Consider the following 13,477-nt stretch of genomic DNA (forward strand, 5'->3'; position numbering starts at 1 on the left):
GCGCCCCGCCCGCGCCGCGTTGTTCTCCGCATGCGAAAACGCGATGACTCGCCGTTGAAGGACTGGATCGCCACCGCCTCGGTGCGCGCCAAGCCCTCATTGACCGACTTCGATCTGTCCGGCAGCGCGGGCGAGTTCAGCAGCGTGCAGTGGTTCGTCTTCGGCCAGACCGACGAACTCATGTCGCACCCGGCGCTGCGCCACCTCGACATGGCCCGGCGCAACCGCCTGTGCGCCGCGCGGCTGGTGCATTTCCTGGACGACATGGCGCTCACCGAGCACCGCATCGTCAACGTGGCGGCCCAGGTCATCGCGGAAAACCGCCTGCGCGCCTTCGTGCCCGAAGCGCTCGCGCTCGACGCGTTGAAGCTGTACACCGACGAGGGCTACCACGCCTACTTCACGGCCCACGCGAGCCGCGCCATCCGCGAGGTGTTCGCGCTGGAGGCGCGCGACGAACCCAGCCTGAAGATCTCGGCCATCGAGGCGCTGGCGGCCCAGGTGCCGGCGCAGCGGCGCGACCTGGCCTGGTTCATGGTCGGCTTCGTCGGCGAGACCATGATCACCAAGGCCATCGTCGACGTCATGCGCGGCACGGCGCACACGGCGGTGCAGGGCATGCTGCTCGCGCACCTGGAAGACGAGTGGGTGCATGCGAAGTACTTCGCCCACCTGTTCGAGCGGATCTGGCCCCGGCTGGACGGCGACAGCCAGGCCTTCTTCGGCCGCCTGCTGCCCGAGGTCATCGCGGCCTTCCACACCTGGGACGACGGCTTCCACCGCCGCCTGCTGGGCGATGCCGGCCTGGATGCCGCCGCCACCGAACGCGTGCTGGCCAAGGTGAGTGGCGAGGGCCTGCGCCACGCGCACATGCGCAGCCGCTGCGGCAACACGCTCCAGGTGCTGGAGCGCTGCGGTGTCTTCAAGCACGACGCGCTGCGCGCGCTCTTCGTGCAGCGCGGCCTGCTGGACCGCGACCGCGCCTACTGAATCAGCGCCGGTGGTGGCGCAGCAGCCGCAGGCCGTTGAACACCACAAGCAGGCTGCCGCCCATGTCGGCGAACACCGCCATCCACAGCGTGGCCTCACCCACCACCGCGAGGCTCAGGAACACCACCTTGATGCCCAGGGCAAGGGTGATGTTCTGCCACAGCACGGCCTTGGTGGCGCGGGACAGGTCGATGAACTCGGCGAGCTTGCGCGGGTCGTCGTCCATCAGGGCCACGTCGGCCGTCTCGATCGCGGTGTCGGTCCCCGCGGCGCCCATGGCAAAGCCGATGTGGGCCTGGGCGAGCGCCGGTGCGTCGTTGATGCCGTCGCCCACCATGCCCACCACCGTGTCGCCGGCCGAGAGTTCCTGAATCGCCTTGAGCTTGTCTTGCGGCAGCAGCTCGCTGCGCACGTCCTCGATGCCGACCTGCCGCGCGATCGCCTCGGCCGTGTGCCGGTTGTCGCCGGTCAGCATCACCGGGCGAACGCCCAGTTGCTTCAGCTGCGCGACGGCCTCCACGCTTTCCGGGCGCACCTGGTCGGCGATCGCGAAGATGGCGATGGGCACCTTGCCGCGCACCAGCACCACCGCCGTCTTGCCCTGCGCCTCCAGCGCGTCCAGCTTCGCCTCCAGCTCGGGCGAACACGCCGCCGATTCTTCGACCAGGCGGTGGTTGCCCAGGCGGTAGCGCTCGTTCGCGATGCGGCCTTCGATGCCGCGTCCCTGCAGCGCCTGGAAACCGGTGACCTCCCGCATGGTGCCGGTGCCGCGCGCGGCAATCGCCTTGGACACCGGGTGGTCGCTGCGCCCGGACAGCGACACCGCCAGCGCCAGCACCTCGTCTTCGCTGCCCTGCAGCGCCTGCACGTCGGTCACCACCGGCCGGCCTTGTGTCAGCGTGCCTGTCTTGTCCAGGGCCAGCACCTTCAGCCGGTGGCCTTGCTCCAGGTACAGGCCGCCCTTGACCAGGATGCCGCGCCGGGCGGCGGCGGTCAGCCCGGACACGACGGAGATCGGCGTGGACAGCACCAGCGCGCAAGGGCAGGCGATGACCAGCAGCACCAGCGCCCGGTAGACCCAGGTGAGCCAGTCCGCGCCCGTGAGCAGCGGCGGCAGCACCGCGATGGCGATGGCCACCGCGAACACGGCCGGCGTGTAGTAGCGCGCGAAGGTGTCCACGAAACGCTGGGTCGGCGCGCGGCTGGCCTGGGCCTCCTGCACCGCGCGGATGATGCGGGCCAGCGTCGAGTCGTCGGCCTTGGCCGTCACCTGGTAGAGCAACTCGCCGTTCTGGTTGATGGTGCCGGCGAACAGCTTGTCGCCGGCCTGCTTGTCCACCGGCACGCTCTCGCCCGTGATGGCGGCCTGGTCCACCGCCGACGAGCCGGAGGTGATGGTGCCGTCGAGCGCGATGCGTTCACCCGGGCGCACGCGAACGGTCGCCCCCAGCGCCACCGTGGCCGCCGGCACCTCCTGCCAGGCCGAGCCGTGCTGCACCGTGGCCATCTCGGGCGCCATCGCCATCAGGCCTTCGATGGCGCGGCGCGCGCGGTCCAGCGATTTCTCTTCGATCATTTCCGCGATCGCGAACAGCACCATGACCATCGCCGCTTCGGGCCACTGGCCCAGGATGGCGGCGCCCGTCACCGCCACCGTCATCAGGGCGTTGATGTTCAGGTTGAAGCGGCGCAGGGCGACGAGGCCCTTGCGGTAGGTGTCCAGACCGGCCAGGGCAATGGCGCCCAGCGCGAAGGCCACCGCCCCGAACGAGGCATCGCCATAGGCCAGCGCCACCACCTCCGCCGCCAGCGCCAGCACGCCACCCACGGCGAGCTTCCAGGGCGAGGTGTCGTTGGCGTGCGTGTGGCCATGTCCTTCCTCGTGGTCATGGCCGTCCTTGTGGTCGTGTTCATGGTCGTGGTCATGCGCCGCATGGCTGGCGGGCGCGGGGGGCGCCGCATCCACCGTGCGGATGCCGATCGACGCCAGGCCCTTGCCCTGGGGCGCCGCGCGTCCCGGGCGCACCTCGAAGCCCGAGCGGGCCGCCGCCGCCAACAGCTCGGGCTCGGGAATCGCGCTGTGCTGGATGCGCACCGATCGGCGGATGAAGTCGGGCGCCACGTCGTGCACGCCGTCCACGCGCCGCAGTTCCTTTTCCACCAGGTTGAACTCGGCCGCGCAACACATGCTGGGCACGTGCAGCACGGTGGATTCGGCGGGGCTCGGTGTCAGGCTTTTGTCGCTCATGGGCTTATTTGAAACCCTGGAGCCGCTGGAGGGTCAAGCCTGTCCTTGTCGGCTGGCTCCTACAGCGGGCGGCGGGTTGTGCCGACAGGCCGGGCTGGCCGCCGCTGGGATCATGCGTTCAAGCCAACAACGCATCGAGGAGACTTCCATGAACCGCAACGCCGCCTACCTGCCTGGCAACCGGGACGACTCCTGGTTCGGTTTTTTCTCCAACGCGCTGATCTGGCTGCTGTTTGCGGCCGCCGGCTTGTTGCTGATGTGGTTCGTCTCGGTGTTGAACGACGTCACGCAGCGTGGCGAACAGCGCCGCCTGCAACAGCGCACCACAGGCTCGCTGATCCTGGCCGACGAGGCCGAGCGTCGGGGCAGTCCGGTGGCGGCCGTGCTGGCGGCAAGCACCGAGACCTCCACCCTGCGCTGAAACCTCGCCGTCCAAAAAAACAAGGGCCCGACATGCGGGCCCTTGTTTTGTCACACCACGCTGCGGTGCCTCTCGATGCAGGTTTTCAAGACCTCGTCGTGATCGCGCTTCCACCAGTTGCCGGTGGAAAAGATCTCCACTTCGCTGAAGCCGGCGAAGCCCTGCGCTTCCACCCAGCCCCGGATGCGCGGGATGTCGATCACGCCGTCGCCCATCATGCCCCGGTCGTTGAGCAGATCGGTGGTGGGCGTGAGCCAGTCGCACACGTGGAAAGCCAGCAGGCGGTTCTTGCCCGCGCGTTCGATCTGCGCCTGCAGCTTGGGGTCCCACCACACGTGGTACACGTCCACCGCCACGCCGATCGCGCCGCTCTGGCCCGGGTCGAGCGTGTCGCACACGTCCAGCGCCTGCTCCATGGTGTTGATGCAGGCGCGGTCGGCCGCGTACATGGGGTGCAGGGGTTCGATGGCCAGCGGCATGCCGTTGGCCTTGGCGTACTCGAGCAGTTCGGCGATGCCTTCGCTCACCTGTTGGCGCGAGCGGCCGATGTCCTTGTGCGCGGCTTGACCAGCCAGCGCGCCGGGCAAGGCGCCGACCACGAGCACCAGGCAAGGTGCGTTCAGTTCACAGGCCTCGTCCACCGCGCGGCGGTTGTCGTCGCGCGCGGCCTGCAGCCCGGCGGCGTCCACCGCCGGGAACATGCCGCCCCGGCAGTAGCCCGAGAGCTTCAGGCCGAGCGACTTCACCTGGGCCGAGATGGTCTTCAGCCCGACGGCGGCGACCTGGTCCCGCCACGGTGAGATGGCCGGGATGCCGTGGCGCGCGCAGGCGTCCAGGATCTGATCGAGCGGCAGGTCCTGCCCCCGGCTCTTGCGCACCGTGGCGGTGTTGAGCGAGAGCCAGCGGTGGTCTTGGGAGAAGTCGCGCATCGATCAGGCCTCCACGCCGTGCAGGGCCAGCAGCGTGCCCATGCGGCGCACGGCCAGCTCGGGCTGCTCCAGCAGGTTGGCCGCATCGGCCAGGCGGAACAGCTCGGCGAAGTGCGGCAGCGAGCGCGTGCTCTGCTGGCCACCGACCATGGTGAAGTGCGACTGGTGGCCGTTGAGCCAGGCCATGAAGACCACGCCGGTCTTGTAGAAGCGCGTGGGCGCGGCGAAGATGTGGCGCGACAGCGGCACCGTGGGGCCGAGGATGTCGTGGAACTTCTGCAGGTTGCCTTGCGCGAGTTCGCCCAGCGCGGCGCTGGCGGCGGGGGCGATGGCGTCGAAGATGCCCAGCAGCGCGTCGCTCTGGCCGTGCGTCTTCTCGGCGCCGAAGCCGTCACCGGCGATGAGCTCGGCGTAGTTGAAGTCGTCGCCGGTGTACATGCGCACGCCCGAGGGCAGGCGGCGGCGCATCGCGATCTCCTTGTCCTTGTCGAGCAGGGAGATCTTGATGCCGTCCACCTTGTCCGGGTGCGCGGCGATCACGGCCAGCGCGGTGTCCATGGCCTTGTCGGGGTCGTTGTCGCCCCAGTAGCCCTTGAGCGCGGGGTCGAACATGTCGCCCAGCCAATGCAGCACCACGGGCTGCTTGGCCTGGCTCAGGATGCGGTCGTACACGCGCTCGTAGTCGGCCGGGCTTTTGGCCACGCGGGCCAGGGCGCGGCTGGCCATCACGATCAGCTTGCCGCCGAGCTTCTCGATGGCGGCCATCTGCTCTTCGTAGCCGGCGATGACTTCATCGACCGTCTTCACGTTCTCCAGCGCGAGGTGGTCGGTGCCGCAGCCCGAAGCCACCAGCGCGCCGGGCACGTCCTTGGCGGCGTCGAGCGAGCGGCGGATCAGCTCCAGCGAGGTGGGCCAGTCCAGGCCCATGCCGCGCTGCGCGGTGTCCATGGCTTCGGCCACGCCCAGGCCCAGGGACCAGAGCCGCTGGCGGTAGGCGATGGTCGCGTCCCAGTCCACCGCGCACTGCAGCCAGGGATCGACGGCGGCGAGCGGGTCGGCCACCACGTGGGCGGCGGAGTAGGCGATGCGGTTGAACTTCACGCCCGGCGCGGGCTTCACCGGGGTGGTGCCGCGCAGGGTGTAGGCCTCGACCTTGCCCGAGGCGCTGGGCAGTTTCAGGGAGAGTGCCATGGCGTCACACCTTGAGTTCGGGCACGTGGACCCAGCGGCGCTGCTCCCAGCTTTCCAGCGCGGCTTCCACCAGCTGCACGCCCTTGGCGCCTTCGGGCAGCGTCCACTTGTAGGGCTCGTTCTCCACCACGTGACGGATGAAGTGTTCCCACTGGATCTTGAAACCGTTGTCGTACACCTGCGTGTCCGGCACGTCCTGCCATTGATCGGAGAAGTTCATGGTCTGCTTGACGTCCGGGTTCCACACCGGGCGCGGCGTGTTCACGCGGCTTTGCGCCTTGCAGCCGGTCAGCGTGGCGACGGCGGAGCCGTGCGTGCCGTCGACGTGGAAGGTCACGAGGTCGTCGCGGTTCACGCGGGTGGCCCAGCTCATGTTGAGCTGCGCGATCACGTTTTCGCCGTTGTGGCCCGTGAGTTCGGCGGTGGCGTAGGCCGCGTCGTCGGCGGTGCACTCATAAGGCTTGCCGGCTTCGTCCCAGCGGGTCGGGATGTGCGTGGTGCCGATGCAAGAGACCGACTTCACTTCACCGAACAGGTTGTCCAGCACGTAGCGCCAGTGGCACATCATGTCCAGGATCATGCCGCCGCCGTCTTCCTTGCGGTAGTTCCAGCTCGGGCGCTGGATCGGCTGCAGGTCGCCTTCGAACACCCAGTAGCCGAACTCCAGGCGCACGCTGAGCATGCGGCCGAAGAAGCCGGCGCGGCGCAGCATGTCGAGCTTGCGCAGCCCGGGCAGGAACAGCTTGTCCTGCACGGCGCCGTGCTTGAGGCCCGAGCTCTGCGCCAGGCGCGCGATCTCCACCGCCTCGTTGAGGTTGGTGGCGATCGGCTTCTCGCAGTACACGTGCTTGCCGGCGCGGATGGCCTTGGCCAGCAGGGTGGGGCGCATCTGCGTGGTGCCGGCGTCGAAGAAGATGGTGTCGCTCTTGTTGGCCAGCGCGGCATCGAGGTCGGTGCCCCAGCGCGGGATGTTGTGGGCCTTGGCCAGCGCTTCCATCTTCTCGGCGTTGCGGCCGACCAGGATGGGGTCGGGCATGACCCGGTCGCCGTTGGAGAGCGTCACACCGCCTTGCGCGCGGATCGCGCAGATGGAGCGGATCAGATGCTGGTTCATGCCCATGCGTCCGGTCACGCCGTGCATGATGATCCCGAGTTGTTGAACGGCCATTGTCGAATTCCTTCTCTTCGCTTTGAAAACCCCGGGGCCGGGGTCAGTTGGTCACTTGCAGGCCGGCGGCTTTCACCAGCACGGCGTTGCTCTTGATTTCTTCCTTGATGTAGGCATCGAACTGCTCGGGCTTGAGCGTCCAGGCGTCGGCGCCCAGCTTGAGGAAACGTTCCTTCACTTCGGGCGTGGCCAGGGCCTTGACGACTTCGTCGTGCAGGCGGTTGACGACGTCGCGCGGCGTCTTGGCCGGGGCCATCATCCCGATCCAGAAGTTGAATTCGGAGCCGGGCACGCCGGCTTCGGCGGTGGTGGGCACGTCGGGCAGGGCGCTGGCGCGGCGCGGCGAGCCCACGGCCAGGGCCAGCAGCTGGCCTTCCTTGATCTGGCCGATCACCGGGGCGATGGGCGAGAAGTAGTAGTCCACGCGGCCGGCGAGCACTTCGGTGACGGCCTCGGCGGAGCCCTTGAAGGGGATGTTCACCGCGTCGATCTGCGCGGCCATCTTGAACTTCTCGGCGTTGAGGTGGGTGGCGCTGCCCTGGCCGGCGGAGGCGAAGTTCATCTTGCCGGGGTTGGCCTTGGCGTTGGCCACCAGCTGCGGCAGCGTCTTGAGGTTCCTGCTCGGGGCGATCACCAGCACGTTGGGGGTGGAGGAGATCGGGGTGACGCCCGCGAAATCGTTCACCGTGTCGAAGGACAGCTTGGCGAAGGTGGAGGGGCTCACCGTGTGCGAAGACGAGTGGATCATGATGGTGTAGCCATCGGGCGCGGCCGTGGCCACAGCCGCCTGGCCGATGGTGCCGCTGGCGCCACCGCGGTTGTCCACCACGATGGGCTGGCCCATGCTCTGGCTCATCTTGTCCGTGATCGCGCGCGCAATGATGTCCGTGGTGCTGCCCGCGGCGAACGGCACGATCACGCGGATGGCCTTGTTCGGGTAGGCCTGCTGCGCGGCGGCGGGCAGGCTGGTGGCGAGAGCGAACGCGGCCAGGGCGGTGGCGTGAATCAGTTTCATGCTTGTCTCCAGTGAAAAAGGGCTGGTTGTTGGTTTAATTCACCAATCAGTGAATAGAGGAAATTATAGAAGCGGTCGCGAAAGATGCGCAAGCGAAGATTGTGGGCATCGAGTTCAGGGTTTTCCCTTGGTTCTACGGGCGTCGGCGCGCCCGAGCGCGGCTCGACCCCCGCGGCCACGGCGGTCTGCGGTGAGCCGCAGACCGCCGTCAATTAACCATTCAGTGAAATTTCAGGCAATGGCCTGCAGGCTGCGCCATTGCGGCGTCGCCGCGGTGGCGAAGCCCGGCGCGTGCAGGGCGTGCAGGTCGAGCTGGCCCTGGCGCACCGCCAGGTGGGGGCGGCCCGCCGTGGTTTCGTAGAAGCCGGGGTGGGCGCGGGCGAAGGCCAACGCTTCGTCGGCGGGCGCGGTGCCGAAGCCGTCCACGTAGTGGTGGCCGTTGCGCTCGATGTGGCGCACGCCCAGGCTGGCCGCGAGCAGGGTGTCCTGCTGCACCGCCAGGCCGGCCTGGCAGGTGAGGTCTTCGCCCGAGAGCAGCAGGCGCGGGTCCTGCGCGATGCGGTGCGCGTTGCGCAGCGAGCGGTAGATGCCCTTGCAGGCCTTGCTGGAGATGCCGTGGTAACCCAACGCCAGGCCCTCGTCGAGCGCGGCCGCGTGGTCGTCGGACTCGTCCAGGATCACCGGCACGCCGATGCCCAGCGAGGCGATCGATTCGCGCAGCGCCACCGCGCGCGCCAGGGGCTGCTCCAGCAGCAGGGTGCGGCGCAGCAGATCGGCCAGCGCGGGCGTGGTGCGCAGCGCCTGCCAGAACTTGCCCAGGCTGGTGGCGTCGGTGAAGGTTTCGTTGCCGTCGAGCGTGACGCGGTAGTCCCCGCCCAGGCGCTGCAGCACCTCGGCGATGCGGGTGAGGCGTTCCACGTCGGCGCCGATCTGGCCGCAGAGCTTGAGTTTGAAGTGGTGCAGGCCGTGGCGCCGGATCGCCGCCTCCAGCGTGGCGGGCAGGCCGTCCTGCGGGTCGGCGCCTTCGTCGCTCTCCACCAGCCGGTCGGCCAGGCCCACGGTGTGGCGCAGCACCACGTGCGTGGGGCGCACCAGGTCGAGCCGCGGGCCCCAGGGGTCGCCGAGCACGCCGGCGTGCACGCCATCGACCCACGAGCGGCCGGCCGCGCGCAGCGCCGCGTCGGCCACGGCCTTGTCGAGCAGGGCGGGGCCGAACTGCGCGGCCAGGCGCGGCAGCCGCCGCACCACCGAGGTGGCGATGGCCGCCTCACCCGCCTCGTGCGACAGCGCATGGGGGCTGAGCGCCTCACGGGTCGCCTGCACGGCCTCGCGCGCGTTGCGCAGCGATTCGCGCAGCTGTTCGAAATTCTGTTCGTGGGTGAGCGTGGGCGATTTGTCGAACCACTTGGGCACCATCAGTTCGGCGCTCGCGCCTTCCACGCGCCGGCCATTCACCTCGGCGAGCACGCGCACGAAGGCCTGCGGGCATTGCGTGACGGTGGCGGCGCCGAAACGGAAGGGCAGGCGCAGCGTGACGTGGCGCTCGTACAGCTGCACCTCGTGCACGCGCAGGGTCACAGCGCTCATGACAGGGTCCTCCAGATCTCACGCACATGCTGTGCCGAGGCCTGGGCGCAACCCAGGCCATCGGGCACGTATTCAAAGGGTTCCACCGCCACCCAGCCGGCGTAGCGCATGTCTTTCAGCGCCTGCAGCACGGGGCGCTGGTCGGTCTCGCCCTGGCCTGGGCCGCGGCGATTTTTGTCGTTCAGCTGCACGTGCGCGATGTGGCCGCTGGTGAGAAAGCGGCGCAGCACCTCGTGCACGGGCTCGCTCTCGTTGTGCGAGGCGGCGCTCACGTCGAGCATGGTGCGGATGGCGGGCGAGCCGATGCGGTCCACCACCGCGGCAGCCTCGGCCACGGTGTTGATCACCGGGGTCTCGAAGCGACCCAGCGGTTCGATGCAATAGACCACGCCCGCCTGCGCGGCGTGTGGCGCGAGCTCGGCCATGGCAGCCTCGAAGCGCGCGGCAGCGTCCGCCACGCTCTGCCCGGGGCCGGGCGAGCGCTGTTTGGGCGAGCCGTGCACCAGCACGCGCGCGCCGCAGGCGGCGGCGAAGTCGATCAGGCGGCGCAGCAGGTCCAGTGTGCGGCGGTGCAAGGCCTTGTCATCGCTCACCAGCGAAAGGCCGGCGGGCTTGACCAGCAGCCAGTGCAGGCTGGAGACGGCCAGGCCGTGGCTGTGGGCGGTGGCGCGCACGCGGTGGGCGGCGATGGTGTCGAGCGCCTCGGGATCGTCGGTCAGCGTGAACGGGGCAATCTCCAGCGCGTCATAGCCCACGCGCTCGGCGGCCTCGCACTGCGCGGCCAGCGGCAGGGGCTGCAGCACTTCGTTGCACAGGGCCAGTTTCATGCCGGCGCCCTGGCACGGGGCCGGCGGCCGTACAGCGTCCAGAGCTTCCAGGCGATGGTGGCGAAGATCAGGGCGGCGACGGTGCCGGCGATGGGGCGGGTGAAGAAGGGTGAGAGGTTGCCGTCGGACAGGATGAGCGCGCGGCGCAGGTTTTTCTCCATCAGGTCGCCCAGCACGATGCCCAGCACCAGCGGCGCCATCGGGTAGCCGTGGTGGCGCAGGAAGAAACCGATCAGCCCGAAGGCCAGCATCACGTAGACGTCGAACAGGCGCCCGGCGATGGCGAAGCTGCCCACGGTGCACAGCACGAAGACGATGGGCGTGATCAGGTGCTGGGGCACGCGCAGCACCTGCACCAGGGCCTTGGTGAGCACCAGACCGAAGATCAGGATGCCGATGGTGGCGAACAGCATCATGGTCACCACGTCGTACACGAACTCGGGGTTCTCCACCATGATCAGCGGCCCCGGCTTGACGCCGTGGATGATCATCGCGGCCATCAGCACGGCGGCCGGCGCCGAGCCCGGAATGGCCAGGGTGAGCACCGGAATCACCGCGCCGGGCACGCAGGCGTTGTCGCCCGTTTCAGCGGCCATCAGGCCCTCGATCGAGCCCTTGCCGAACTTCTCTTTCTCTTTGCTCGCGCGCTTGGCGGCGGCGTACGACGACCAGGCCGCCACGTCTTCGCCCACGCCCGGCACGATGCCCACGCCGGTGCCGATCAGCCCCGAGCGCAGGATGGTGCGCCAGTACTGCAGCACGTCGCGCACCTTGGGGATGACGGTGTCGAAAGCGCTGATCTTCACCGGCGCCTGGCGCTCGCGCATGGCGGTGAGCAGCTCGGCGAAACCGAAGGCGCCCACCAGCGCGGGCACCAGCTGGATGCCGCCGGCCAGGTCGCGCACGCCCCAGGCGAAGCGCTCGTAGCCGTACTGAGGCTCCTGGCCGATGGTGGCGATGAACAGGCCCGCGATGCCGGCGATCCAGCCCTTGAGCGGGTCGTCGCCGGTGAGCGTGCCGGCGATGATGACGCCGAAGAACGCCAGCCAGAAGAACTCGTAGGCGCCGAACTTCAGCGCCAGGCCGCCGAGCACGGGCGTGAGCGTGGCCAGGAAGAACATGCCGATCAGCGTGCCCATGACCGAGCCGGTGGTGGCGATGCCCATGGCGCGGCCGGCCATGCCCTGGCGCGCGAGCGCGTAGCCATCGAGGCAGGACGCGGCCGAGGCCGGTGTGCCCGGGATGTTGAGCAGGATGGCCGAGCGCGAGCCGCCGTAGATCGAGCCCACGTAGGTGCAGATCAGGATCAGCAGCGCCTGGCTGGGCGGCAGCTTGATTGTGAGCGTGGTCACCAACGCCAGTGACATGGTGGCCGTGAGCCCAGGCAGGGCGCCCATGACCACGCCAACCAGCGAGGCGAGCAGGGCATAGGCGATCGTCTCGGGCCCGCTGAAGCGCGCGATCGATTGCCCGAACATGATCAGTCCGTCAAACATGGTGGTCCTAGGGAAGCCTGACGAGGAAGATGTTCTGGAACACCAGGGTGATGACGGCCGAAGTGAGCACACCGGCCAGCAGCGCCACGATGGCGCGGCGCGCGGGCGGCGTGTCGGTGGGAGCGAAGACGGCCACGAAGGCCGCGACGAACAACGCCGTGACCAGCCAGAAAGGGGCGCGCCCGATCAGCAGGCCGGCGTACACCAGCGTGAACGCCATGGTGATGCCGATGCGCCGGTTGAGCAGCGGCTCGGCAGGTTCGACGTCTGCCCGGACCTCCTGGGCGCGGCGGGCCCAGCCGCGCAGCATCAGCACGAGGCCGAGCAGGACCACCACGCCGCCAATCATGCCGGGCACGAAGCCGGGCATGGTGTAGAGCTGTGCGCCCATGGACTCGAAGCGCTCCATGCGAATGGAGCCGATCACGATCACCAAACCGAACACCACCCAGCCCGCACCGCCCCAGAGGTCGGAGCGGGCGGTTTTTCCACCCTCGCTCATGTTGTGTTCCGTGTGGGGGGATCAGGGCTTGGGAATGCCGACGGTGTCGGGCGACACCTTGGCCTTGCCGGCGGCCTGCTGCGTCCAGGCGTAGGACTGGATGGCCGGGAACACGGCCTTCTGCGCCTCATCACCCGCCATCGGCGCGAACATGGCGCCGCGCGCTTGCGCGTACTTGCGCAGGGCTTCGCTCTTGACCATCTCGGTGGCCCAGATCTTGTCCAGCGTCTGCGCCACCACCGGCGGCGCGGCCTTGGGCACGAAGATGCCGAAGTAGTTGATCGGGTCCTTGAAGCCCGGGATGAATTGCGACAGCGGCGGGATGGTGCCGAAGCCCTCGATCTCGATCGACTTGTCGCCCACCACCGCCAGCGGGCGGATCTTCTTGGCGCGGATCATGTCGGTCTGCTCGGCCGCGAGCTGCGTGGTCACTTCGGTTTCGCCCGAGGCGGCGGCCACGGCGGCCGGTGCGCCCCCGTCGTAGGTGACGTGTTTGTAGGTGACGCCGGCGGCGCGCGCGATGGCTTCGATGGCCGAGTGGCCGCTGGAGTTCACGCCCGCCGTGGCGACCGAGACCACACCGGGCTTGGCCTTCATGGCGGCCAGCAGCTCGGTCATGGTCTTGTAGGGCGCATCGGCGTTGACGCCGACCACCGCGATGTGCGCCACGTTCAGGTAGAGGTTCCAGTCGGTGGCGGAGGTGTCGAGCATGCCCAGCACCTTGTAGGTGCCCAGGTCCTTGGCGCCGCCGGCCGTCCAGGTGTAGCCGTCGGCCGGCGCGGCCATGGCGTTCTTGGTGCCCACCGAACCCGAGGCGCCGGGCTGGTTCATGACCACGATCTTCTGGCCCAGGTGTTTTTCCAGTTCGGCGGCGGTGACGCGCGTGACCTGATCGGTGGAGCCGCCGGGCGCCCAGGGCACGATCAGGGTGATCGGTCGGTCGGGTTTCCACTGGGCCATGGCGCTGGCCGACACAACGGTCAGCAGGGAGGCGATCAACAGGTGGCGAAGGGGCAGGGCGGTCTTCATCGTTGTCTCCAGGGGTTTAATTCACCGAGCAGTTAATACTAGAAACCGCCCCCTGCGACGTCAAGCCGCCAGCC

The 13,477-nt window shown here is 68.9% G+C and carries 12 protein-coding genes; 2 read left to right on the forward strand and 10 right to left on the reverse strand.

From position 1 onward, the window contains the following. Positions 1-30: 30 nt before the first annotated feature. The gene (locus tag ABSY19_RS25360; RefSeq protein WP_382156996.1) at positions 31-990 is read left to right on the forward strand and encodes a diiron oxygenase; all 960 of its coding nucleotides are present in this window, start codon (positions 31-33) and stop codon (positions 988-990) included. A 1-nt stretch (position 991) separates the two neighbouring features. On the opposite strand, the gene ABSY19_RS25365 is transcribed toward ABSY19_RS25360, so the two are convergent. Next, positions 992-3,238 (reverse strand): heavy metal translocating P-type ATPase, encoded by a 2,247-nt coding sequence (locus ABSY19_RS25365; protein WP_382156998.1) that lies wholly within the window; start codon positions 3,236-3,238, stop codon positions 992-994. 148 nt (positions 3,239-3,386) lie between these two features. Between ABSY19_RS25365 and ABSY19_RS25370 the strand changes: the two genes are divergently transcribed. Then, positions 3,387-3,659: a hypothetical protein gene (locus tag ABSY19_RS25370; protein ID WP_382156999.1), complete on the forward strand. Its 273-nt coding sequence runs from the start codon at positions 3,387-3,389 to the stop codon at positions 3,657-3,659. A 50-nt stretch (positions 3,660-3,709) separates the two neighbouring features. Here ABSY19_RS25370 and ABSY19_RS25375 read toward each other — a convergent pair whose 3' ends face one another. From ABSY19_RS25375 to ABSY19_RS25415, 9 genes are all read right to left on the reverse strand, one after another. Next, entirely contained in the window at positions 3,710-4,588 is an 879-nt protein-coding gene (locus ABSY19_RS25375) for a sugar phosphate isomerase/epimerase family protein (protein WP_382157001.1), read from the reverse strand. Between the two features lie 3 nt (positions 4,589-4,591). Further along, positions 4,592-5,779, reverse strand: coding sequence for a dihydrodipicolinate synthase family protein (locus ABSY19_RS25380; protein WP_382157003.1), 1,188 nt, complete (start codon positions 5,777-5,779; stop codon positions 4,592-4,594). A 4-nt stretch (positions 5,780-5,783) separates the two neighbouring features. Continuing rightward, entirely contained in the window at positions 5,784-6,947 is a 1,164-nt protein-coding gene (locus tag ABSY19_RS25385) for a Gfo/Idh/MocA family protein (RefSeq protein ID WP_382157005.1), read from the reverse strand. 43 nt (positions 6,948-6,990) lie between these two features. After that, a complete protein-coding gene (locus tag ABSY19_RS25390; RefSeq protein WP_382157008.1) occupies positions 6,991-7,962 on the reverse strand; it encodes a tripartite tricarboxylate transporter substrate binding protein in 972 nt (323 codons plus the stop codon). A gap of 231 nt (positions 7,963-8,193) precedes the next feature. Next, positions 8,194-9,549, reverse strand: coding sequence for an enolase C-terminal domain-like protein (locus ABSY19_RS25395; RefSeq protein WP_382157010.1), 1,356 nt, complete (start codon positions 9,547-9,549; stop codon positions 8,194-8,196). Further along, entirely contained in the window at positions 9,546-10,376 is an 831-nt protein-coding gene (locus ABSY19_RS25400) for a sugar phosphate isomerase/epimerase family protein (protein WP_382157012.1), read from the reverse strand. Before ABSY19_RS25400 ends, ABSY19_RS25395 begins: the two co-directional genes overlap by 4 nt. Then, on the reverse strand, positions 10,373-11,872 hold the full coding sequence (locus ABSY19_RS25405; protein ID WP_382157014.1) for a tripartite tricarboxylate transporter permease: 1,500 nt from the start codon (positions 11,870-11,872) through the stop codon (positions 10,373-10,375). The genes ABSY19_RS25400 and ABSY19_RS25405 overlap by 4 nt, the downstream gene beginning before the upstream one ends. A gap of 7 nt (positions 11,873-11,879) precedes the next feature. Then, entirely contained in the window at positions 11,880-12,374 is a 495-nt protein-coding gene (locus ABSY19_RS25410) for a tripartite tricarboxylate transporter TctB family protein (RefSeq protein ID WP_382157016.1), read from the reverse strand. 21 nt (positions 12,375-12,395) lie between these two features. Then, positions 12,396-13,403, reverse strand: a complete 1,008-nt coding sequence (locus ABSY19_RS25415; protein WP_382157018.1) for a Bug family tripartite tricarboxylate transporter substrate binding protein — start codon at positions 13,401-13,403, stop codon at positions 12,396-12,398. Positions 13,404-13,477: the final 74 nt, after the last annotated feature.

This window comes from Hydrogenophaga sp. ANAO-22 (genome assembly GCF_042466645.1).
In the GTDB taxonomy this organism is placed as follows: domain Bacteria; phylum Pseudomonadota; class Gammaproteobacteria; order Burkholderiales; family Burkholderiaceae_C; genus Hydrogenophaga.